This is a genomic window from Streptomyces sp. NPDC101152 (assembly GCF_044768275.1).
Taxonomy (GTDB): Bacteria; Actinomycetota; Actinomycetes; order Streptomycetales; family Streptomycetaceae; genus Streptomyces.
Genome location: NZ_JBIWPO010000003.1, coordinates 253,667 through 277,252, shown reverse-complemented (window position 1 = coordinate 277,252; position 23,586 = coordinate 253,667). Strand labels below are relative to the sequence as shown.

Here is a 23,586-nt window from a genome sequence, read left to right as displayed (position 1 = left end):
TGCCCCGTCAGTGTCGCTTGGCGGTGTGGGTCTTCCGCCACCCGAAAGGTCCGGGCAAATCCATCGATGTCGTACTACGTCCGGTGCTGCTGTGGGTGTGCCTCGGGCCGTTCCTGCCGCCGGTGGTGATCGACCAGGAGCGCCGGTTGATGTTCAGGCGCACGCCGGGCAGGATCCGGAAACTCTTTCGGAACGTGAGGGGCATCGTGCCTCCTTCCGAGGGGCTGTCTCCCGTCCGGTTACCCCGAGTTGCCGCACTGATGACCGGACCGCCGGCCCGCCTTTGGAAGCGGTCAGGATTCGAGAAGCGCCGACCCGCGGCCGCCGCATAGCGTGGGACCGAGCAGGGCCGCCCGAGAGGTTGGAGAGACGATGAGCCACGCCGCCGACAGCCATGACCTGATCCGCGTGCACGGCGCGCGTGAGAACAACCTCAAGGACGTCAGCATCGAGATCCCGAAGCGCCGGCTGACGGTGTTCACCGGTGTCTCGGGCTCGGGCAAGAGCTCGCTCGTCTTCGACACCATCGCCGCCGAGTCGCAGCGGCTCATCAACGAGACGTACAGCGCCTTCGTGCAGGGCTTCATGCCGACCCTCGCCCGGCCCGAGGTGGACGTTCTCGACGGCCTGACCACGGCGATCATCGTCGACCAGCAGCGGCTGGGCGCCGATCCCCGCTCCACCGTCGGTACCGCCACCGACGCCAACGCGATGCTGCGGATCCTGTTCAGCCGGCTCGGCACCCCGCACATCGGCCCGCCGAGCGCGTACGCCTTCAACGTTCCCTCGGTCCGGGCGACCGGCGCGATCACGGTCCAGAAGGGCGCCCAGCGGGCGGTGAAGGCCACCTTCGAGCGGACCGGCGGCATGTGCCCGCGCTGCGAGGGGCGCGGCAACGTCACCGACCTCGACCTCGCCCAGCTCTACGACGACTCCCTGTCGCTCAACGAGGGCGCGATCACCGTCCCCGGCTACAAGGGCGGCGGCTGGAACTCCCGCCTCTACATCGAGTCCGGCTTCTTCGACCCGGACAAGCCGGTCAGCAAGTACACCAAGCGCGAACTGCACGACTTCCTGCACCGCGAGCCCACCCGTATGAAGATCGCGGGCATCAACATGACGTACGAGGGCCTGATCCCGCGCATCCAGAAGTCGATGCTCTCCAAGGACAAGGAGGCGATGCAGCCGCACATCCGGGAGTTCGTGGAGCGGGCCGTCACCTTCACCACCTGCCCCGAGTGCGACGGCACCCGGCTCGCCGAGGGCGCCCGCGCCTCGAAGATCAAGGGGATCAGCATCGCCGACGCCTGCGCGATGCAGATCACGGACCTCGCGGAGTGGGTGCGCGGCCTCGACGAGCCCTCGGTCGCCCCGCTGCTGACCGCGCTGCAGCAGTCCCTCGACTCCTTCGCCGAGATCGGCCTCGGCTACCTCGCCCTGGACCGCCCGTCGGGCACGCTGTCCGGCGGTGAGGCGCAGCGCGTCAAGATGATCCGCCACCTCGGCTCCTCGCTCACCGACGTCACGTACGTCTTCGACGAGCCGACCACCGGCCTGCACCCGCACGACATCCAGCGCATGAACGAACTGCTGCTGCGTCTGCGGGACAAGGGCAACACGGTGCTCGTCGTGGAGCACAAGCCGCAGACCATCGCCATCGCCGACCACGTCGTCGACCTCGGCCCCGGCGCCGGCACGGCGGGCGGCACCGTCTGCTTCGAGGGCACGGTGGAGGGGCTGCGCTCCGGCGACACCGTGACCGGCCGCCATCTCGCCGACCGGGCGGTCCTCAAGGAGACGGTGCGCAAGCCCACCGGGCAGTTGGAGATCCGCGGCGCGAACGCCCACAACCTGCAGAACGTCGACGTCGACATCCCGCTCGGCGTGCTCTGCGTGGTCACCGGCGTCGCGGGCTCCGGCAAGAGCTCCCTGGTCCACGGCTCGGTCCCGCCCGGCGCGGACGTCGTGTCGGTGGACCAGAGCGGCATCAAGGGCTCGAGGCGCAGCAACCCGGCCACGTACACCGGCCTGCTCGACCCGATCCGCAAGGCGTTCGCCACGGCCAACGGGGTGAAGCCGGCCCTGTTCAGCGCCAACTCCGAGGGCGCGTGCCCGACCTGCAACGGTGCCGGCGTCGTCTACACCGACCTGGCGATGATGGCGGGCGTGGCCACGACCTGCGAGGACTGCGAGGGCAAGCGGTACCAGGCAGCGGTCCTCGAGTACCGCCTCGGCGGCCGGGACATCAGCGAGGTGCTCGCGATGCCGGTGACTCAGGCGCAGGAGTTCTTCGGGAGCGGCGAGGCGGCGACCCCGGCCGCGCACCGCGTCCTCACCCGGCTCTCCGACGTGGGCCTCGGCTACCTCACCCTCGGCCAGCCGCTCACCACCCTCTCCGGCGGCGAGCGCCAGCGCCTGAAGCTGGCCACGCACATGGCGGAGAAGGGCGGGATCTACGTCCTCGACGAGCCGACCGCCGGGCTCCACCTCGCCGACGTCGAGCAACTCCTCGGCCTCCTCGACCGCCTCGTCGACTCCGGCAAGTCCGTCATCGTCGTCGAGCACCACCTGGCCGTCATGACCCACGCCGACTGGATCATCGACCTCGGCCCCGGCGCGGGCCACGACGGCGGCCGCATCGTCTTCGAGGGCACCCCGGCCGACCTGGTGGCGACCCGCCCCACCCTCACGGGCGAGCACCTCGCCCGGTACGTGACCGGCGAGCGGCATGCACGCGGGTAAGTACGCCCGGGTCGAGCGGGAGCGGCGCTTCCTCCTGGAGGCACCTCCCGCTCCCTCCTCGGTCACCGTCACCCGCGTGATCACCGACCGCTACCTGCCGGGAACCCGCCTGCGGCTACGGCACTCCGAGCGCCGGGACGGCGGGGCAGCGGAGCTCAAGCTCACGCAGAAGATCCCCGCCGGCCGCCCCGGCGCCGTACAGGGGCTCATCACCACCACGTATCTGTCGCGTGCCGAGTACGACCTGCTCGCCTCGCTGCCGGCCGCGGTGCTGACCAAGACCCGCCTGAGCGTGCCCCCGTTGGGCGTCGACGTGTTCGACGGCCCCCTGACGGGACTGGTCCTGGCGGAGGCCGAGTTCGCCGACGACGAGGAGGCCCTGGCCTTCGAGCCGCCGGCGGAGTGCGCGGCGGAGGTCACCGACGACATCCGGTTCACCGGCGGCAGCCTCGCCACGGCCTCCCGGGAGGCACTCGCCGGATGGCTGGCCGAGTACGGGATCCGGCTCGGGTGACGTGGCGTGCCGTGACGCTGCCGACACCAGGTCGGGCATGACCATCCAGCGCCCATGTACTAGAGTTATCTCGACATCGAGATATCTGCCGAGAAGCACCGCAGCCGCCACCCGGTAAGGCTTACCTAACTTAGCCTTACCTTAGCGGATCGGCCAAGGCGTCGTGGCGGCAGGATTGCGGTGAGGTACGCGCACATCAATGAAGGAGACTGTCGTGTCGGCGAACAGCTTCGACGCCCGCAGCACGCTGCAGGTGGGCGACGAGTCGTACGAGATCTTCCGGCTGGACAAGGTGGAGGGCTCGGCTCGCCTGCCCTACAGCCTCAAGGTCCTGCTGGAGAACCTGCTCCGCACCGAGGACGGCGCGAACATCACCGCCGACCACATCCGTGCCCTCGGCGGCTGGGACTCCCAGGCCCAGCCCTCCCAGGAGATCCAGTTCACGCCCGCCCGTGTGATCATGCAGGACTTCACCGGCGTGCCCTGTGTCGTCGACCTCGCCACCATGCGTGAGGCCGTCAAGGAGCTCGGCGGCGACCCGGCGAAGATCAACCCGCTGGCCCCGGCCGAGCTGGTCATCGACCACTCCGTCATCGCCGACAAGTTCGGCACCAACGACGCCTTCCAGCAGAACGTCGAGCTGGAGTACGGCCGCAACAAGGAGCGCTACCAGTTCCTGCGCTGGGGCCAGACCGCCTTCGACGAGTTCAAGGTCGTCCCGCCCGGCACCGGCATCGTCCACCAGGTGAACATCGAGCACCTGGCCCGCACGGTCATGGTCCGGGGTGGCCAGGCCTACCCCGACACCCTCGTCGGCACCGACTCGCACACCACCATGGTCAACGGCCTCGGCGTGCTCGGCTGGGGCGTCGGCGGCATCGAGGCCGAGGCCGCGATGCTCGGCCAGCCGGTCTCCATGCTGATCCCGCGCGTCGTCGGCTTCAGGCTCACCGGCGAGCTGCAGCCCGGCACCACCGCCACCGACCTCGTGCTCACCATCACCGAGATGCTGCGCAAGCACGGCGTCGTCGGCAAGTTCGTCGAGTTCTACGGCGAGGGCGTGGCCGCCACCTCCCTCGCCAACCGCGCCACCATCGGCAACATGTCGCCGGAGTTCGGCTCCACCGCCGCGATCTTCCCGATCGACGACGAGACCCTGAACTACCTGCGCCTGACCGGCCGCAGCGACCAGCAGGTCGCGCTCGTCGAGGCGTACGCCAAGGAGCAGGGCCTCTGGCTGGACCCGAAGGCCGAGCCCGACTTCTCCGAGAAGCTGGAGCTGGACCTCTCCACGGTCGTCCCCTCCATCGCCGGCCCGAAGCGCCCGCAGGACCGCATCGTCCTCGCGAACGCCGCCGAACAGTTCAAGACGGACGTACGCAACTACGTCGACGTCGTCGACGAGGCGGGCCAGGAGTCCTTCCCGGCCTCCGACGCCCCGGCCGTCGCCCCGAACGGCGCCCCGTCCAACCCGGTCACCGTGACCGCCCCCGACGGCTCGACGTACGAGATCGACCACGGCGCGGTGACGGTCGCGGCCATCACCTCCTGCACCAACACCTCCAACCCCTACGTCATGGTCGCCGCCGCGCTCGTCGCGAAGAAGGCCGTGGAGAAGGGCCTGACCCGCAAGCCGTGGGTCAAGACCACCCTCGCCCCGGGCTCCAAGGTCGTCACCGACTACTTCGACAAGGCCGGTCTGACGCCGTACCTCGACAAGGTCGGCTTCAACCTCGTCGGTTACGGCTGCACCACCTGCATCGGCAACTCCGGCCCGCTGCCGGAGGAGGTCTCCAAGGCCGTCAACGACCACGACCTCGCGGTCACCTCGGTCCTCTCCGGCAACCGCAACTTCGAGGGCCGGATCAACCCCGACGTCAAGATGAACTACCTGGCCTCCCCGCCGCTGGTCGTCGCGTACGCCATCGCGGGCTCCATGAAGGTGGACATCACCCGGGACGCCCTGGGCACCGACCAGGACGGCAACCCGGTCTTCCTGAAGGACATCTGGCCCTCCGAGGCCGAGGTCAACGACGTCGTGGCCAACGCCATCGGCGAGGACATGTTCAACAAGTCCTACCAGGACGTCTTCGCGGGCGACGCCCAGTGGCAGGCGCTGCCCATCCCGACCGGCAACACCTTCGAGTGGGACCCGGAGTCGACCTACGTCCGCAAGCCCCCGTACTTCGAGGGCATGCAGCACGAGCCGGCCCCGGTCACCGACATCTCCGGCGCCCGCGTGCTGGCCAAGCTGGGCGACTCGGTGACGACGGACCACATCTCGCCCGCCGGTGCCATCAAGGCCGACACCCCGGCCGGCAAGTACCTCACGGAGCACGGCGTCGAGCGCCGCGACTTCAACAGCTACGGCTCCCGCCGCGGCAACCACGAGGTCATGATCCGCGGCACGTTCGCCAACATCCGCCTGCGCAACCAGATCGCGCCGGGGACGGAAGGCGGCTACACCCGCGACTTCACCCAGGACGGCGGCCCGGTGTCGTTCATCTACGACGCCTCCCGCAACTACATCGAGCAGGGCATCCCGCTGGTCGTCCTCGCGGGCAAGGAGTACGGCTCCGGTTCGTCCCGCGACTGGGCCGCCAAGGGCACCGCGCTGCTCGGCGTCAAGGCCGTCATCGCCGAGTCCTACGAGCGCATCCACCGCTCCAACCTCATCGGCATGGGCGTGCTGCCGCTGCAGTTCCCGGAGGGCGCCTCGGCGGCCTCCCTCGGCCTGACCGGCGAGGAGATCTTCTCCTTCACCGGCGTCGAGGAGCTCAACAACGGCACCACCCCCCGCACGGTCAAGGTGACCACCGACACGGGCGTCGAGTTCGACGCGGTCGTCCGCATCGACACCCCCGGTGAGGCCGACTACTACCGCAACGGCGGCATCATGCAGTACGTGCTGCGCTCGCTGATCCGCAAGTAGTCCGCGCCGCACGGCAGTCGAGGTCCGTGAGGGCCGCATCCCCGTATGTCGGGGGTGCGGCCCTTCCGCCGTTGGCGCCCGATGTCATCACCCACCCTCAGGCCGGCCACAGGGGCCTGACAGCAGACCGGGACAGGATCGAGACATGTCAGGCACCCTGGGGACCCGCACCGGCCACGTCCGCACGCCCGTCGTCGGCGACGAACCCGCCCCGGCGGGGGACGGGAGATGAGCCGCCGCCCGCGCGCCCGCTCCCTGCGCGCCCGTCTGCTCCTGTTCCTCACGGCCGCCCTCGTCGTCGTGTGCTCCGTGATGGCCCTCACCACGGTCCTCGTCCAACGCCACTACCTGATGGGCGGTCTGGACGACCGTGTGGACAACGCGGTGCGGCGCGGCCTGGACGGTGCCCGGTCACACCCGGACGACCCGGCCGACCTCTCGTTCCTCAACGCGAGCGGACACCCCGACGGGATGCTCGCCGCCCGCCTGGACGCGGACGGGACCGTCGCCTCGGCGGCGATCGTCACCCCGGGCGCCCCGCCCCGGAACCTGACCGCCCACCAGCGCACCGCCCTGCGGGGCATCACGCCCGACGGCAGCGAACACACCCGCGCGCTCCCCGGCCTCGGCCCGTACCGGATCGCCGCCCTGCGCAGCGACGGCGTCGCCGTTCTGACCGGGCTGCCGATGGCCGACGTGCAGCACACCATCGGCGCGCTGCTGGCAGCCGAGTTCGCCGTGGCCGCGCTCGGCCTGACCGTCGCGGTCGTCGTCTGCGCCGTCGTCGTACGAGCACAACTGCGCCCCCTTCGCCGGGTCGCCGCCACCGCCGCCGAACTGTCCCGCAGCCGGCTGGACAACGGCCAGGCCGCCACCGGCCTCCTCCGCGTCCCCGCCCGGGACACCGACCCCGGCACCGAGGCCGGTCAGGTCGGTTCCGCGCTCAACCGGATGATCGACCACGTGGAGTCCGCCCTCGCCGAGCGGTAGCGTGGCGAGGACCGCATGCGGCGCTTCCTGGCCGACGCCAGCCACGAACTACGCACCCCGCTGGCCTCCATCGCCGGCTACGCCGAACTGATGAACCGCGGCACGGACCGTGTCGAACCGGTGCTGGCCTGGCGCCGCGTGTCGGCGGAGTCGGCACGGATGACGGGGCTGGTGGAGGACCTGCTGCTGCTCGCCAGCCTCGACGAGGGCCGGCCCCTGGAGTCGGGCGAGGTCGACCTCGCGGCGGTGGTCGCCGAGGCGCTGTGGGACGCGCGGGCCGCGGGCGACGGCCACCACTGGGGGCTCGCGCTGCGCCTGGACGACGCCCCCGCCCTGGTCGTCGGCGACGAGACGCGCCTGCGCCAGGCGGTCGGCGCCCTGCTGGTCAACGCCGGTACGCACACGCCCGCCGGCACGACGGTGGTGGCGGAGGTGGAGGCGACGGGGGAGCACTGTCTGATCCGCGTGCGCGACGACGGGCCGGGGATCCCGCCCGCACTCCTGCCCCGGGTCTTCGAACGCTTCACCCGCGCCGACACCTCCCGCGCCCGTACGCCGGGCACGGCGGGCGGATCGGGCCTCGGCCTCGCCGTCGCGGCGGCGATCGTCGAAGCCCACGGAGGCCGTATCGACGTGGACAGCGGACCGGGACACACCGAGTTCACCATCACCCTCCCGGCACCCGCCCCCAGGCCCGCCCGACACCCGACGGCTTGCGCGGAGTGCCGCTAGTGCCGCGGCAGGCAACGTTTGCCCGGTAAGGGGCGAACGCTGCCTGCCGCGGCGCTAGCTCGCGGCCGACAGCTTCTCGAAGAAGAACTCGTGCTTGAGGAAGGACACGTCGTACTCGCCACCCGGGTAGGGCGGGATGAGCTGCGCCGCCTGGAACAGCCGCCAGCCGTCCAGCAGGGCGGCCAGGCCCGTCTCGTACGGCGGCTCGTCGCTCTCCCCGGTCGTCGGCCGCGTGCGGCCCGTACCGTCGTAGACCGACCAGCCGACGACGGGCGAGTCCAGCGCCGACGTGGCCAGGTAAAGGACCAGGACCTGCTGCCGGAGTTCGGGTGCCGTGGTCATGCCGGAACCTCCCGAGGGGCGTCCGCCTGCGGGCGGTTGGAGACCCGGGTCACCCAGTGGTCCAGGTCGAAGGAGTCGTCACCGGTCAGCGCCCGCCACAGCAGGATCCGGTTGTAGCGCTCGAGCCGGCCCGTCGCCGTCTCGTACCACGGGAACACCGTGTCCAGTTCCTCCCGCACCCGCGGATCCGCCAGGTCCGAGGTGTCCCACAGCCGCCGCTGCCGGACCACCGGATTGAACCGGATCTTGAACATGTAGCGGGGCGTGTCACTGTCGTTGCGCCGTCCGCCGTGCCAGAGCCCGTGGTGCAAAAACACCACGGTCCCGGCCGGACACGTGAGCCGGACCTGCCCGCGCAGGTTCTGGTAGCGGCCGGTGTCGCTCTCGTTGGTCCGCCGCAGATGACTGCCCGGCACGCTCAGCGTGCCGCCCATCTCCAGCGTCACCTCCTGCGGGTAGTACATGAGCTGCACGTCGAAGGCGTCCGGCCGCACGTCGATGATCGCGTCCCCGTGCAGCGGCTGCGCCTCACCCCCACGCGGCTCCCTGATGTGCACGAAGTGGTGGTCGACCGCCGGCTCCGGCCCGACGAGGCTGTGCAGCGCCCCCGCCACCTCGGGAAGCTCCACCAGCCGCCGGGCGAAGGAACCCTCGGGGTACGCCGTCGACACCGGCGTGCCGTACGGCACCGGCGCCACGCCCGCGCCCAGCACCTCGAGCGCCTCGGCGTTCATCTCCGCCGGGACCACCGCGTCCATGCGCAGCGAACCGTGCGCCACGAAACGGGCCATGTCCACCGAACTCAGCAAGTGTTCTGTGACTTTCATGCCCAGCACGCTAGGCAGCCGGGGCCCTCCGGGGCGTTGGCCCCGTTCACCACTACTGGTAATTTCTCACCATGGAGTCGGCCGTCGCCCATCTCGACGCCCCGCCGGTGCTCGCCAGCGTCGGCGTCGGTGTGCACGGCCCCGCCGGGCACACCGACGTCTTCCGCCTCCCCGACCTGTGGCAACTCCACCTCTACCGCTACGAGGCCGACCTCACGGTCGACGGCACCCCGCACCCCGTCCGGCCCGGCCGGGTGAGCCTCGTACCGCCCGGCGCCACGACCCGGTACCGCTACCGCGGCCGTTCCGAGCACCTCTACGCCCACCTCCGCCTGCCGGCCACCGGCACGCCCCGCACCATCCCCGTCATGCAGGACGCCGGGACCCAGCTGCCCGCCCTGACCGCGCAGCTCCAGCAGGCACTCGCCGCCTGGCCCAGTACGCCGGTTCGCGCCACCGCCGAGGTCTGGGCCGCCCTCTGGCGCGTGGCCCACCTGACCGCTCCCGGCCCGCACACCGACGGCACCGGCCCGCATCCCGCCGTCACCACCGCCATCGCCCACATCGAGGCCCACCTCGCCGATCCCCTCACCGTCCCCGCCGTCGCCCGCGTCGCCGGTGTCTCGCACAACCACCTCACCCGGCTCTTCCGCACCGCCACCGGCGAGACCGTCGTCGCCTACATCCGCGCCCGCCGCATGGCCCGCGCTCAGCACCTCCTGCGCGCCACGACCCTCTCCATCCCGGCCGTCGCGGCCTCCGTCGGCATCCCGGACCTCCAGGCCTTCAACAAGACCTGCCGCCGCGAACTCGGCGCCTCACCCCGCACCCTGCGCGCGTCGCCGGTTTACAGTCGCCCCCAATCGCGCTAACTTCCGCAGCACGCGGGGTGGGAGCGCTCCCAGTAGGCGGCGGACCGGAACCCGCCGTCCCGGGACGCACCCACCCCGCTCTAGTGCCGCGACAGGCAACGTTTGCCCCGTCGCGACGCCCGGCACGCCCTCTCGCCGCACCGGCCGAAACCCCAAGTACGTCCAGTACGAGGGCTTTCGTCCGGCACGCCGAGAGGACGCCCCGGACGCCGCTCCTTACCGGGCAAACGTTGCCTGCCGCGGCACTAGGTCGGTTGAGGCGGGACCGGCAACACCTCGCGCATCCAGTCCAGTTGGCGTCGCACATGCACCGCGTCGCCGCCCTCGTGGCCGTTGTGGGGATAGGCGAGGATCTCCCGGCGGGGGTCGGCGCCGCTGAGTTCGGCGTACCGGTTGAAGGCGGCGTACGCCCCGCTCGGCGGGCACACCGTGTCGCGCAGGCCCACCCCGAAGTGGGCCGGGGCATGGGCGCGGCGCGCGAAGGAGACGCCCTCCAGGTGGGCGAGCGTGCGGTACGCGGCCGCCGCGGCGCCCCGGTGGACGGCGAGGTAGGCCGTGATCTCGCCGTACGGGCTCGCGTCCGTGAGGTCCAGGGCCCGTCGGATGCCGCACAGGAAAGGGGCGGTGACCAGGACCGCGGCCAGATCCGGCACCAGCCCGGCGACGGCCAGGGCGAGTCCGCCGCCCTGGCTGTTCCCCACCGCCGCGACCCGGGCCCCGTCCACGCCGGGCAGCGCCCGCACCGTCGTCACCGCGCGCACCGCGTCCGTGATCAGGCGGCGGTGGTGGTGGTCGTACGGCGACAGCAGGCCCCGTGCCGCCGCGCCGGGGCCGCCCGGCGCCGTCCCGGCCTGCGGATCGGGCGTGTCGCCGCCGCAGCCGTACAGGTCGCCCTGGCCGCGGTTGTCCATCAGGAGATGCGCGTACCCCGCGTTCACCCAGGTCAGCCGCTCGTGCGGGAGCCCGCGACCCCGGCCGTACCCGGCGTACTCGACCACCGCGGGGAGCGGTTTTGGGGCCCCGGCGGGCCGGCTGAACCAGGCGCGCACCGGATCCCCGGCGAAGCCCCGGAAGGTCACGTCCCAGGTCTCGGTCAGCCGCAGACCGCTGTCGACCGGCCGCACGGACACCAACGGGTCGTGCTGCGCCGCCTCCTTGAGCGTCTCGCGCCAGAACGCGTCGAAGTCGGCGGGCTCTTCGAGCTCGGGGCGGTAGCGCTCCAGTTCGGTCGGCGGCAGGTCGAACGCGGGCACGACGGCACCTCGCAGGAGTCGGTCCGGTCAGGGAAACTTGCGGGAGCGTGCTGGGTGAACTCCCGTGTCCTTACCCGTCCTTCAGAGGTTCCAACACGCCCCGTGCTCCTCGGTTCTCTCCTGCGTTACCCATTGACAGCGCTTTCTGGGTGCCCTTAGGTTGCCGCGAAGTTACCGGTAAGAGCTCGAAAGTTTCGGCACTTCTCCGCCCCACGGGAGGACCGAGCATGAGCACCACCACCACGTCGGCCTCTCCGCCCGGCACCCAGGAACCACCACCGAGGCCCGTTCCCCGCCCCGCCCGGCGCGGCGGTCTGCGGCGCGCACTGCGCCGGGACTGGCAGTTGTACTCGCTCGCCGTCCTGCCGTTGCTGTTCTTCCTGGTCTTCCGCTATCTGCCGATGATCGGCAACATCATCGCCTTCCGGCGGTTCGAGCCGGGCGGCTCGATCTTCGGCGAACAGTGGGTGGGGCTGCGCTACGTACGCATGTTCCTCACCGACCCGACCTTCTGGCAGGTCTTCCGCAACACCCTGTGGATGGGCGGGCTGACCCTCGTCTTCTGCTTCCCGATCCCGGTCGTGCTCGCGCTGCTGCTCAACGAGGTGCGCCGGCGTTCGCTGAAGCGGTTCGTGCAGTCGGTGTCGTACCTGCCGCACTTCCTGTCGATCGTGATCGTCGCCGGCATCACCCTGCAGATGCTCGCCACCGACGGCCCCGTCAACCACGTCCTCGGCCGGCTCGGCCACGACCCGATCCGCTTCATCCAGGAACCCGGCTGGTTCCGCACCGTCTACGTCGGCTCGGAGGTCTGGCAGACCGCGGGCTGGGGCACGATCCTCTACCTCGCCGCCCTGACCACCATCGACGAGGACCTCTACGAGGCCGCGCGCATCGACGGGGCGAACCGCTGGCGGCAGATCTGGCACGTCACCCTGCCCGGCATCCGCCCCACCATGATCACGCTGCTGATCCTCAACATCGGCACGTTCATGGCGGTCGGCTTCGAGAAGATCCTGCTGCTCTACAACCCCCTGACGTACCCGACCGCCGACGTGATCTCGACGTACGTGTACCGGATGGGCGTGGAGTCCAACAGCTTCAGTTACGCCGCCGCCATCGGCCTGTTCGAGGCGGTCATCGGGCTGGTGCTGATCACGACCGCCAACCAGCTCTCCCGCCGCACGGTCGGGACGAGCCTGTGGTGAGACCGAGCCGCTCCTACCGCGTCTTCCAGGGCGTCAACGGCGTCGTCCTGACCCTCGTGGTGATCGTGACCCTGTACCCCTTCGTCAACATCGTCGCCCGCTCCTTCAGCGGGCAGCGGCAGATCCGGGCCGGGGAAGTGACCCTGTGGCCCAAGGGGTTCAACCTCACGACGTACGACATCGTCTTCCACGACACGGTGTTCTGGCGCTCCTACGGGAACACCGTGTACTACACGGTCGTCTCGACCGCCGTGGCCATGGTCCTGACGACCTGTTACGCCTACGTCCTGTCGAAGAAGCACCTCAGGGGGCGCGGCCTCCTCGTCGGGATCGCCGTGTTCACCATGTTCTTCACCGGCGGCCTGATCCCCAACTACGTGCTGGTCAGCAGCCTCGGCCTGAAGAACACGGTGTGGGCGCTGGCGCTCCCGAACGCGATCAGTGTCTTCAACCTGCTGGTGATGAAGGCCTTCTTCGAGAGCCTGCCCGGCGAGCTGGAGGAGGCCGCCCAGATCGATGGCCTGAGCACGTACGGCATCCTGCTCAGGATCGTGCTGCCGCTGTCGAAGGCGGTCGTCGCGACCATGGTGCTGTTCTACTCGGTGTCCTTCTGGAACTCCTGGTTCGGGGCCTTCCTCTACATGGACCGGTCCGAGCTGATGCCGGTCACCGTCTATCTGCGCAACCTCATCGCGGGAGCCACCGGCGGCACCAACGCGGGCGCCGCGACGGCCGACCTCACCCAGGTCGGGGCGAACATCCAGGCCGTCACGATCGTGCTCACCTCGCTGCCGATCCTCTGCGTGTACCCGTTCGTCCAGCGCTACTTCGTCTCGGGCGTGACGCTCGGCGCCGTCAAGGGCTGACACCACGTCAACTCGCTTGCGGAACAAAGGAGTCTCCGTGAAGAACGAAGGACAGCTGTCGCGGCGTCAGATCCTCGCCGCCGCCGGTTTCGTCGGCCTCGCCACCCTCACCGGCTGCGGGAGCGGGTCGGACGGCGGCGACTCCAAGGACCTGTCGAAGAAGCAGAACGGCGCGATGAAGGAGTACCGCGTCGGCCAGCAGTTCAAGGCGAGCAGGCCGTTGTCCTTCTCGATGCTGCACAACGACAACCCGGGCTACCCGTACAAGGCGAGCTGGCTGTTCTGGAAGGAGGTCACCCGGCGCACCGGCGTCACGCTCAAGCCCGTCGACGTCCCCCTCGCCGACTACGAGAAGAAGCGCAGCGTCCTCATCGGCTCGGGTGACGCGCCCTTCCTCGTCCCGAAGACGTACCACCCCTCCGAGGTCGCCTTCGTGTCCTCCGGCGCCGTCCTCCCGGTCAGCGACCACGTCCACCTGATGCCCAACTTCCAGGCCAAGGTGCGGGCGTGGAAGCTCGAGCCGGAACTCGACTCCATCCGCCAGTCCGACGGAAAGTACTACCTCCTGCCCGGCCTGCACGAGAAGCCCAGGTCCGGTTACTCGCTCGCCTTCCGTACCGATGTCCTGTCCAAGCTGGGCCTGAGCCTGCCGACCACCTGGGACGAGGTCCACGACGTCTTCAGGGCGATCAAGCAGCGGTATCCCGACCGCTACCCGCTCTCCGACCGATGGAGCACCAACACCCCGTTCGCGGTGGGTGCGTTGCAGGGCTATCTCGGTCAGGCGTACGGCGTGCGGGCCGGCTGGTCCTACGACAACATCAGCTTCGACTCGACGGGGAGGAAGTTCGTCTTCACCGGCGCGACGGACGCCTACCGACAGGTGATCGAGTACCTGAGAACCCTCGTCGCCGAGAAGCTGATGGATCCGGAGAGCTTCACCCAGACCGACGACCAGGCCATCCAGAAGCTGCTCGGCGAGAAGTCCTTCGCGATCAGCGCCAACCCGCAGGAACTGGTGCAGACGTACCGCTACAACCTGACCAAGCAGGTCAAGGGCGCCACCATCGAGATGATCCCGGTGCCGATCGGCCCGGCCGGTCCCGTCGTGCTCGGCGGCATCCGGCTGGAGAACGGGATCATGGTCTCCAAGAAGGCCCTCGCGAGCGACGACTTCGTCGCCATGATGCAGTTCGTCGACTGGCTCTGGTACTCCGACGAGGGCCAGCGCTTCTCCAAGTGGGGCGTGGAGGGCGTCACGTACACCTACTCCGGCGGCCGGTACCGGCTGAGGGACGGCATCAGCCTCATGGGCTCCGACCCGAGCGCCCGCAAGGACCTGCAGAAGGACTACGGCTTCTTCAACGGCGTCTTCACCTACGGCGGCAGTTGGGCCCTGGTCTCCTCCTCCTTCAGCCCGGACGAGAAGAAGTTCCAGGACGCCATGTCCCAGCGCAGGCAGTTGCCCATCGACCCGCCCCACCCGCTCCAGTCCGCCGAGCAGGAGCAGGCCTCGCTCTGGAGCACCCCGCTGCAGGACCACGTCACCCAGAACACCCTGCAGTTCATCCTCGGCAAGCGCCCGATGTCCGAATGGGGCTCCTACGTCGGCGAGTTGAAGGCGAAGAACATGCAGCAGCTCGTCGACCTGCACAACAAGGCGTACGAACGGTACCGGAAGGAGAACGGGTGACCCCCGAGGAACCGGCCGCCGCCTTCCCGGACGCCTGGCGCCAGGGCGCTCGCCCCTCCTTCGGTGACGGTCCGCTCTCCCGCGCCGCCGCCCTGCTGCACACCCTCCTCACCGTCGAGACCCTGCTGCTCGCCGCGGCCTCACCGGGCCTGGTCGCCCTGTTCCTCCTCGGCCCCGACCCCTCCAACCTCCCCCTGGCCGCGGTGTGCCTGCTTCCGCTCGGACCGGCCCTCTCCGCCGCCCTGTACGCCCTGCGCCACCGTGACCGCGAGCTCACCGACCTGCATCCGGCCCGCACCTACGTCCGCGGCTGGCGCCTGAACGCCCTCCCGGCGCTGAAACTCTGGGGGCCGCTGCTCGCCTGGCTCACCGTCATCGCGTTCACGCTCACCCACTTCGCGGCGACCGGCCTGCCCGGCTGGTGGGCGGTCCTGCTGGCCGGCATCGGCGCCGGCTCCCTCCTCTGGGGCGCCCACGCTCTCGTGCTGACCTCCCTGTTCACCTTCCGCACCCGTGACACGGCCCGCCTCGCCGCGTACTTCCTGTTCCGGCACGCACGGGCCACCCTCGCCGCGGCCTCGCTGCTCGTGCTGACGGCCGGCCTGACCGCCCTGCTGACCGAGGCCCTGCCCGCCCTGCTGGCCGCCCCGCTCCTGCTCTCCCTGCTGTACGGCAGCCGTCCGGTGATCGCCGAGACCCAGGAGGACTTCACCGTATGACAGGCAGGATCCGGTACGGCGGCGACTACAACCCCGAGCAGTGGCCCGAGGAGGTCTGGGACGAGGACCACCGCCTGTTCACGAAGGCCGGCATCGACAGCCTCACCGTCGGCGTCTTCTCCTGGTCCCTCACCCAACCCGCCGAGGACACCTACGACTTCGCCGTACTGGACCGCGTCCTCGACCGTGCCGCCGCGGAGAACAGAGAGGTCTGCCTGGCCACCGGCACAGCGGCCCTCCCGCCCTGGCTCGCCAGGAAGTACCCCGAGGTGGGCCGCACCGACTTCGAGGGCCGTCGTCACCGCTACGGCCAACGGCACAACTTCTGCCCCAGTTCACCCGCCTACCGTCGCCTCGCCACCGCACTGGCCGACCGCCTTGCCGAACGGTACGCCGGACACCCGGCGTTGGTCGCCTGGCACATCAACAACGAGTACGGCGGCGCCTGTTACTGCGAGCTGTGCGCCGAGGCCTTCCGCGACTGGCTGCGCGGAAAGTACGGCACCCTCGACGCCCTCAACGACGCATGGTGCACCACCTTCTGGTCCCACCGCTACACCGACTGGGACCAGATCGAACCCCCGAACGCCCTCACCGAGCACTGGCGCGGCCCCGACCACACCGCGTTCCAGGGCACCACCCTCGACTACTTCCGCTTCACCACCGACGCCCTGCTCGGCTGCTTCCTCGCCGAGAAGGAGGCGATCCGGCGGCACGACACGGAGACGCCCGTGACCACCAACTTCATGGGCATTTTCCGCCCTCTCGACTACCACCGCTGGGCGCCCCACCTCGACTTCGCCTCCTGGGACAGCTACCCGCCCCTCGACGCCCCGCCGACCTGGTCGGCCCTCGCCCACGACCTGATGAGGGGGCTGAAGGACGGCGCCCCTTTCTGGCTGATGGAACAGACCCCGTCGACGACGGCCTGCCGTGACGTGAACCCCCTGCGCCGACCGGGGGAGTTGCGCCTGGCCACCTTCCAGGCCGTCGCCCACGGCGCCGACGCCGCCCTGTACTTCCAGCTGCGCGCCTCGCGGGGCGCCTGCGAGAAGTACCACGGAGCGGTCATCGGGCACGCCGGCCGGGACGACACCCGGGTGTTCCATGAAGTCGCGGACCTCGGAAGCGATCTGGAACTGCTGGGCGACGCGACGCTCGGCGCCCGCACCCCCGCCCGCGTCGCCCTGCTCTTCGACTGGGACAGCTGGTGGGCCCTGGAGATCTCCGACGGCCCCTCCCGGCTGGTCAGGTACCAGGAGGTCGTGCACGCCTACTACCGGGCCGCCCGCGAGTCCGGTGCCGATGTCGACGTCGTCCCGCAGACGGCCGACCTCACCCAGTACGACGTGGTCCTTGCCCCCGTCCTGCACCTGGTCAAGGGCGACCTCGCCGAGCGCCTCGAAGCGGTCGCGACCCGGGGCGGCAGCGTCCTGACGACGTTCCTCTCCGGCCGCGTCGACGAGCACGACCGGGCCTTCCTCACCGACGTTCCCGGCCCGCTGGCCGCCCTCATGGGCATCCGCGTCGACGAATGGGACGCCCGCCCGCCGGAGTTCGTCCAGCCCGTCCCGGAACTGGCCGCCGAGGCCCGATTCGTCTTCGAGCTCGTGCTGCCCCGCGACGCCGAGCCGGTCGCCACGTACGGCGCGGACTTCTACGCCGGCACTCCCGCCGTCACCCGGCACCCCTTCGGCGCGGGCGACGGCTGGTACGTCGCCACCGCCCTCGACCAGCCCGGCGTCGACCGGGTGATGCGCCGGATCCTGGCCCGCCACGACCTGATCGGCCCGTACGCGGGCCATGAGGGCCTGGAGACCGCGAACCGGGTCGCCCCCGACAAAACCCGGCTCCTCTTCCTCCTCAACCACACCGCGGAACCAGTCCGGTTGACGGCCCACGCGACCGCGACCGACCTGCTCACCGGCAAAGAGGTGCAGAGTGGCGACCCGATCGCCCTCGACCCGCGCGGTGTCGCCGTGCTGCGCCTTCAGTAATCCGTGCTCGCCTCAGTGGATCGTCCGCCCCCGCTCGTCCGGCACCCCGGACTTGCGGAAGAAGTAGCTGTTGATCTGGTCGCGCCACTCGCGGGCACTGCCTAGCTGCTCCTCGTAGCGCTCCGCGACGCGAGCGTGGCGCGCCGGCGCGACGAGGCCGGCGAGCGAGTCCCACACCTCGCGGGCCGTCTCCACTTCCTCGACGCCCTCGAAGTGGGTGTCGTAGATGTGCTGGATCACGGTGCTGCCGCTCTTGAGGACATGCCCGTACGGCACGTGGTGGAAGAACAGCAGGAGTTCGTCCGGGCAGGTCTCGGGCGACTCGTACACCTCGTCCCACGGCTTGGTGTACTGCCCGGTGTACCCGGTGCCGGTCGCGCGGCTGCGGTCCACGCCGATCCCGTCGCGGTCGGCGAAGTGGTAGGTGCCCCAGGGGCTGTACTCGTAGCCGTCCACGCTGGGCCCGTAGTGGTGTCCGGGCTGCACCATGAAGCCCACCCCGAGCGGGGCCGTGTACTTCTCGTACGTCCGCCACGAGCCGGCGAGCACGCGGCGCAGACCGCCGGCCAGCCGCCGCGGGGCGTCCGGGAAGCTGAGCCCGATCCACTCGTCGAGGACGGCACCGGGATCGGCGTCCGGCCGCCAGGCCAGCCGCCCGAAGGTGTACAGGTTGGCCTGGGCGAGAGGGTGCCCGGTCCAGAACGGGTCGTCACCGACGTTGGACACGGCCACGAGCTCCTCGAACGGCAGCCCGTCCTCGGCACCGAACCGGAGCACCTCGCTCCACATCGGGCCGAGCCAGCACACGTGCTGTTGCTGGCCGGTGTACTCCTGCGTGGCCTGCAGTTCCACCGCGACAGGGGTATGTGACATAGCACTGACCAGCGGCGACACCGGCTCCCGCACCTGGAAGTCCATCGGCCCGTGCTTCACCTGCAGCACGGCGTTCGGTGCGAACGCCCCGTCCAACGGCACGAAATGGTCGTACGCGGCCCGTGCCCGGTCCGTCGTGCGGTCCCGCCAGTCCTGGCGGTGGTCGTAGACGAAGGCCCGCCAGTGCACCGTCCCGCCGTGCGGCTGAAGAGCCGCGGCCAGCATGTTCGCGCCGTCCGCGTGACTGCGGCCGTACGCGAACGGCCCCGGCTGCCCCTCAGAGTCGGCCTTCACGACGTAGCCGCCGAAGTCGGGGATCGCCTCGTACACCCGCGCCGTCGCCCCGGCCCACCACCGCCGCACCCCCTCGTCGAGGGGATCGGCCGTCTCCAGGCCGCCGAGCACCATCGGTGCCGCGAACGTGACCGAGAGGTGGGTGCGGATGCCGTACGGCCTCAACGCCCCGGCGAGGTCCGTGACTTCGCCGATCCGGTCGGTCAGCAGCCGCGCCTCGGTCGCGTGCACGTTGACGTTGTTCACGGCCACGGCGTTGATCCCGCAGGCCGCCAGCAGTCTGCCGTACGCCCGCACGCGCTCCAGGTCCCCGCGGGCCCGCCCGTCCGCCCAGAACAGCGAGCCTCCGGCATACCCGCGCTCCACCTGGCCCATCACCGGGTGCACGGCCACGTTGTCCCAGTGGTCCAGCATCCGCACCGCCACCGCGGGCCGGTGCGTCTCCGGGTGCCGCTCACCCCGGAACGCCGCCTCACCGAGCCGTACGACGTGGAAGAAGCCGTACAGCAGCCCGCGGCCGCCGGACGCCGTGACCGTCGTACGACCGTCACGGTGTCCGAGCGTGAACGCCTCGCTCCCGTCCTCGCCCGTCGACTCCAGTACGACATCCGGGTCGTCGGACACGAGAGACCCGCCGAACCGGGCGCAGGCCTGCGCCGCTTCCGCGTGCACCGTCTCCACCAGCGGGCCCGATCCGCGGATCAGGACCCGCCGGCCGCCGACCGCCCGGAACGCCTCCTCAGGCAGCCAGGCCGGGTCGACGCCCTCGGACAGGACGGGCACGGGAAGCGGCATCGAACCCCCAACTCGGCTGCTCAGGCGAGCAGTTCGACCTCGGACAGGGTCGCCTGGCCGTCGAGGACCAGACGGTACTTCCCGTACGTACCCGGGGACCTCACGCTGAACGCCCGGGTCTGCCGGTCCCAGGTGAAGGACTCGCCGGACCGCTTGTCGAGCGTCTTCCACGTGGTGCCGTCGTCGGAGCCCTGGAGCGTCCAGCCCGTCGGTGCCTTCGTGTGGTCGGCGGACGAGGTGAGCGTGTACTGCACGCCCTTGACCGGCCCGGACACCGGCAGATCCACGGACGTCACGGTCTCGTCCGTCGCCGAGGTGTTGTCGAACAGCGGCCCGCCACCCTTCAGCACGTCCGTGCGGGGCGTCGCCGCCTTGTCGCCCTGGGTGATGGACACGGGACCGGCGTTCTTGCCCGAGCCCCATGCCGAGGGCTTCGCGCCCATGTCGAACTCGAGGACCCCGCCCTGCGACAGCAACGAGTGGGGGAGCGAAGTCGAGTTCCACGCACGCCCGTTGAACCGCACGCCCTGGACGTAGATGTTCTGCCGGCTGTTCCTCGGCGCCTTGACCACCAGGTCGTGGCCGTTCTCCAGGTGCACCGTCGCCTTTGTGAACAGCGGGGAGCCGATGGTGTACTCGCCGCTGCCCATGACCAGCGGATAGAAACCGAGCGCCGAGAAGAGGTACCAGCCTGACTGCTCTCCGTTGTCCTCGTCACCGTGGTAGCCCTGGCCGATCTCGCTGCCGACGTACAGCCGGGAGAGGATCTCGCGGACCTTCTCCTGCGTCTTCCACGGCTGACCGGCCGCGTCGTACAGGTACGGGATGTGGTGGGCGGGCTGGTTGGACTGCCCGAGCATGCCCATCCGGGTGTCCCGGGCCTCGGTCATCTCGTGGATGACACCGCCGTACGAGCCGGAGAACTTCGGGTCCGCCGTCTCCGGTGTGGCGAAGAACTGGTCCAGCTTCTTCGCCAGCCCCTCCCGTCCGCCGTACAGGTTCGCCAGGCCCCGGGTGTCCTGCGGGACCGTGAAGGCGTAGCCCCAGCCGTTGCTCTCGGTGTAGTCGTATCCCCACACGCGCGGGTCGTACGTCGAGGCGTCCAGCCGCCAGTTGCCCCGGTCGTCGCGGCCCTGGAAGAAGTCGACCTGCTTGTCGTAGAGGTTGACGTAGTCCCGGGCGCGGTTGAGGAAGTACTCGGACTCCTCCTTGTACCGCCTGTCACCGGTCTTCCTGTAGAGCGCCCGGCCCATCTGCGCGATGCCGTAGTCGTTGTTGTAGCCGTCCATCGCCCAGGAGAAGCCCTCTCCCGTGGAGGTGGTGGTGTAGCCGAGGAAGGGTGAGGTGGTCATGCCCTTGCGACCCACGCCCGACATCGGCGGCACGACCGTCGCGTTCTTCACGGCAGCGTCGTACGCCGCCTTCGCGTCGAACTTCACGCCCTTGACGTAGGCGTCCGCGAAGGCCACGTCCGAGGAGGTGCCGGTCATCAGGTCCGCGTAACCGGGGGAGGACCAGCGCGCGGTCCAGCCGCCGTCCTTGTACTGCTGCACGAACCCGTCGACCATCTCACCCGCCTGACGTGGTGTCAGCAGTGAGTACGCCGGCCAGGTGGTCCGGTAGGTGTCCCAGAAGCCGTTGTTCACGTACACCTTGCCGTCGACGATCTTCGACCCGGTGTGGGTCGGGGTGTCCGCTCCGGGCATCGGCGAGAACGGAGAGGCGTACTGGTACGTCGAACCCACCTTCTCGAAACCGGAGTTGGGATACAGGTAGAGCCGGTACATGCTGGAGTACAGCGTGGTCAGCTGGTCGCTCGTCGCGCCCTCGACCTCGACCTTGCCGAGCAGCCTGTCCCAGGCCCGCCGGGCGTGGTCCTTCACCGTGTCGAAGGAGGTGCCGTCCGGGAGCTCCTGACGGAGGTTGTCCTTGGCCTGGTCGACGCTGATCAGCGAGGTGGCCAGCCGCAGGGTCACGGTGTGGTCCGCGCCCGCGTCGAAGCGCAGGTAGCCCTTGACGCCGCTGGTGGAGCCGTCTGTCACGGGCTTGTCGAAGACGCCGTAGACGAACAGCCGGGTGGCGCCCGTCGACAGCCCGGACTTGACGTCCGAGTAGCCGGTGACGGTCCCGTTCTGCTTGTCGAGGGTGAGCCCGGCCTGCTCGGTGACGTTGTCGAAGAGCACGCTCGCGTCGTTGCCGGGGTAGGTGAAGCGCAGGGCCGCCGCGTGGTCGGTGGGGGCCATCTCGGCCTTCAGACCGTTCTCGAAGCGCACCCCGTAGTAGTACGGGCGCGCGGTCTCGTTCTCGTGGCGGAACGGCAGTTGACGTGCCTCGCGGCCGGTGTCCGGGGTGCCGGACGCCGTCGAGGGCATCACCTGGAAGGTCTGCCGGTCGCCCATCCACGGGCTCGGCTCGTGGCTCGCGCTGAACGCCTGGATCGTCGGCAGGTTGTCGTCGTTGTTGGCCCGCGCGTAGTCGTACAGCCAGCTCAGCGAGGACGCGTTGGTCACCGGGGTCCAGAAGTTGAAGCCGTGCGGCAGCGCGGTCGCGGGGAAGGTGTTGCCGCGCGAGAAGCCGCCGCTGGAGTTGGTGCCCCGGGTGGTGAGCACGTAGTCCGACAGATGCGCCTTCGGCCTCTCCTGCGCCACCGGTTTGATCGCCACGTCGTCCAGCCAGCCGCGGAACTTCGCCGGGCCCTTGGGGGAGTCGTACCCGATCAGGATCCGGTCGACGGTCCTGCCGGCCGCGACCGACCCGATCCGCGAGACGACGTTGTTCCACTGGTTGACGTACAGCACCTTCGAGGCGCCCTGCCCCGCCGGGCTGAGCGGGAAGCCGTGCTGGTCGGTGGCGCCCAGGCCGCTGAGGTAGGTGCCGTCGGTGAAGGCCAGGTCGACCGCGACGTTCGTCGCGTCGTAGTCGCGGTCGCCGTCGGCCATCTGCGGATACAGGCGATACGACAGCTGGGTGTCCCGGCCGACGCGGACGTTCACGTCGAAGACCTTGTTGTACGAGTACGCGTGCCCGGCGGCGGTGTGCCGTCCGGCGTAACGCAGGGCACGCTTTCCGGTGAACCCGGCGCCCGCCTTCGCGGTCGGCGATCCGGAGGGGCCGCGGTCGACCAGCGACAGCATGTCCTCGGGGACCGAGCCGCCGCTCGCGCCCGTGGAGAACTGCACGTCGGCCAGTTGCAGGAGGTCGGCGCCGTTGTTCTTGGTGATCTCGAGCCGGAAGTGCTGGTACGTGGCCGGCGCGGCGAGGTCGTACCGCTTCGTCTGGAACCGCTCGGAGAAGGACTGGCCGGTCTGGCTGTCGACGGTCTTCCAGTCGTTGCCGTCCGTCGAGCCCTTCAGGGTCCAGTCCTGGGGGTCGCGCCCCGCCTCGTCGTTGGCGGAGGTCAGGGCGTAGGTGGTGATGGCGTACGGCTTGTCGAGGTCGAACTCGACCCAGCCGGTGGGCGCGAAGGTCAGCCACTTGGTGCCGGACTCGCCGTCGACGAGGTTCTCCTTCACCTCGCCGCCGGCCGTGTTCTCCGCGCTGGCCCGGACGTCGGTGACATGGTCGTCCACGTTGCCGGGGATGCCGCTGCTGTAGCCGCCGTCGACGCCGGAGGCCCGCTTGCTCCCGTCCGGCGCCGTGTCCACCGTGTTCAGCCACGTCGGTGCCGGGTCACCCGCCTCGAACGAGGACGAGAACTCCTTGTCGGCCTTGTGCGGCTTGGCCGCAGCGGCCGGCAGGGCGATCGCCGCCCCCTGCGATCCCACGGCCATGACAAAGGCGGCCGTAAGGACGACCGCCGTACCCCATCTGTGCCGAGCTCTGCGCCGCATACGCCAGCACCCTCCCTGCGCCCAAACTGGACAACGTTGTCAACTCCGATGCGCAGAGACCAGTAGTGGGTCAAGTGACCAGTGCTGTCAAGGGTGTTGAGTGTGGC

15 protein-coding genes and 1 pseudogene are annotated in these 23,586 nt (G+C 70.1%); 10 read left to right on the top strand and 6 right to left on the bottom strand.

Annotated features, from left to right (window positions below; all coding sequences use genetic code 11):
* Nucleotides 1-7: 7 nt before the first annotated feature.
* Nucleotides 8-205 carry a DUF4236 domain-containing protein gene (locus tag ACIRVK_RS05830; RefSeq protein WP_404244150.1) on the bottom strand — a complete coding sequence of 66 codons (198 nt, stop codon included), beginning with the start codon at nt 203-205 and terminating at the stop codon, nt 8-10.
* Nucleotides 206-372: 167 nt separating this feature from the next.
* Between ACIRVK_RS05830 and ACIRVK_RS05825 the strand changes: the two genes are divergently transcribed.
* The 4 genes and pseudogenes from ACIRVK_RS05825 (at nt 373) to ACIRVK_RS05810 (ending at nt 7,910) form a co-directional block, all read left to right on the top strand.
* On the top strand, nt 373-2,742 hold the full coding sequence (locus ACIRVK_RS05825) for an ATP-binding cassette domain-containing protein (protein WP_404244149.1): 2,370 nt from the start codon (nt 373-375) through the stop codon (nt 2,740-2,742).
* The gene (locus ACIRVK_RS05820) at nt 2,729-3,256 is read left to right on the top strand and encodes a hypothetical protein (protein ID WP_404244148.1); all 528 of its coding nucleotides are present in this window, start codon (nt 2,729-2,731) and stop codon (nt 3,254-3,256) included. Before ACIRVK_RS05825 ends, ACIRVK_RS05820 begins: the two co-directional genes overlap by 14 nt.
* A gap of 214 nt (nt 3,257-3,470) precedes the next feature.
* On the top strand, nt 3,471-6,188 hold the full coding sequence (gene acnA, locus ACIRVK_RS05815; protein WP_404244147.1) for an aconitate hydratase AcnA: 2,718 nt from the start codon (nt 3,471-3,473) through the stop codon (nt 6,186-6,188).
* A gap of 228 nt (nt 6,189-6,416) precedes the next feature.
* Nucleotides 6,417-7,910, top strand: a pseudogene (locus tag ACIRVK_RS05810) (sensor histidine kinase).
* Between the two features lie 54 nt (nt 7,911-7,964).
* Here ACIRVK_RS05810 and ACIRVK_RS05805 read toward each other — a convergent pair.
* Together ACIRVK_RS05805 and ACIRVK_RS05800 are read right to left on the bottom strand one after the other, a co-directional pair.
* On the bottom strand, nt 7,965-8,252 hold the full coding sequence (locus ACIRVK_RS05805) for a hypothetical protein (protein WP_404244146.1): 288 nt from the start codon (nt 8,250-8,252) through the stop codon (nt 7,965-7,967).
* Nucleotides 8,249-9,079: a phytanoyl-CoA dioxygenase family protein gene (locus ACIRVK_RS05800; protein ID WP_404244145.1), complete on the bottom strand. Its 831-nt coding sequence runs from the start codon at nt 9,077-9,079 to the stop codon at nt 8,249-8,251. Before ACIRVK_RS05800 ends, ACIRVK_RS05805 begins: the two co-directional genes overlap by 4 nt.
* Nucleotides 9,080-9,150: 71 nt before the next feature.
* Here ACIRVK_RS05800 and ACIRVK_RS05795 point away from each other — a divergent pair, with 71 nt between their 5' ends.
* Nucleotides 9,151-9,951, top strand: coding sequence for a helix-turn-helix domain-containing protein (locus ACIRVK_RS05795; RefSeq protein ID WP_404244144.1), 801 nt, complete (start codon nt 9,151-9,153; stop codon nt 9,949-9,951).
* Nucleotides 9,952-10,196: 245 nt separating this feature from the next.
* On the opposite strand, the gene ACIRVK_RS05790 is transcribed toward ACIRVK_RS05795, so the two are convergent.
* Nucleotides 10,197-11,204: an acetylxylan esterase gene (locus ACIRVK_RS05790; protein ID WP_404244143.1), complete on the bottom strand. Its 1,008-nt coding sequence runs from the start codon at nt 11,202-11,204 to the stop codon at nt 10,197-10,199.
* A 227-nt stretch (nt 11,205-11,431) separates the two neighbouring features.
* Here ACIRVK_RS05790 and ACIRVK_RS05785 point away from each other — a divergent pair, with 227 nt between their 5' ends.
* From ACIRVK_RS05785 to ACIRVK_RS05765, 5 genes are read left to right on the top strand one after another with little or no spacing between them, the layout of a single operon-like run.
* Nucleotides 11,432-12,412, top strand: a complete 981-nt coding sequence (locus ACIRVK_RS05785) for an ABC transporter permease (RefSeq protein WP_404244142.1) — start codon at nt 11,432-11,434, stop codon at nt 12,410-12,412.
* Nucleotides 12,406-13,278 carry a carbohydrate ABC transporter permease gene (locus ACIRVK_RS05780; protein ID WP_404244141.1) on the top strand — a complete coding sequence of 291 codons (873 nt, stop codon included), beginning with the start codon at nt 12,406-12,408 and terminating at the stop codon, nt 13,276-13,278. The genes ACIRVK_RS05785 and ACIRVK_RS05780 overlap by 7 nt, the downstream gene beginning before the upstream one ends.
* 37 nt (nt 13,279-13,315) lie before the next feature.
* Nucleotides 13,316-14,971 (top strand): extracellular solute-binding protein, encoded by a 1,656-nt coding sequence (locus ACIRVK_RS05775; protein WP_404244140.1) that lies wholly within the window; start codon nt 13,316-13,318, stop codon nt 14,969-14,971.
* Nucleotides 14,968-15,690, top strand: coding sequence for a hypothetical protein (locus tag ACIRVK_RS05770; protein WP_404244139.1), 723 nt, complete (start codon nt 14,968-14,970; stop codon nt 15,688-15,690). The genes ACIRVK_RS05775 and ACIRVK_RS05770 overlap by 4 nt, the downstream gene beginning before the upstream one ends.
* Complete coding sequence (locus ACIRVK_RS05765; RefSeq protein ID WP_404244138.1) at nt 15,687-17,687, top strand: beta-galactosidase; 2,001 nt, start codon at nt 15,687-15,689, stop codon at nt 17,685-17,687. The genes ACIRVK_RS05770 and ACIRVK_RS05765 overlap by 4 nt, the downstream gene beginning before the upstream one ends.
* Before the next feature lie 12 nt (nt 17,688-17,699).
* Here the strand turns inward: ACIRVK_RS05765 and ACIRVK_RS05760 are convergent, their stop codons facing one another.
* Together ACIRVK_RS05760 and ACIRVK_RS05755 are read right to left on the bottom strand one after the other, a co-directional pair.
* A complete protein-coding gene (locus ACIRVK_RS05760) occupies nt 17,700-19,649 on the bottom strand; it encodes an alpha-glucuronidase (protein WP_404244137.1) in 1,950 nt (649 codons plus the stop codon).
* A gap of 20 nt (nt 19,650-19,669) precedes the next feature.
* The gene (locus ACIRVK_RS05755; RefSeq protein ID WP_404244136.1) at nt 19,670-23,479 is read right to left on the bottom strand and encodes a GH92 family glycosyl hydrolase; all 3,810 of its coding nucleotides are present in this window, start codon (nt 23,477-23,479) and stop codon (nt 19,670-19,672) included.
* Between the last annotated feature and the right edge of the window lie 107 nt (nt 23,480-23,586).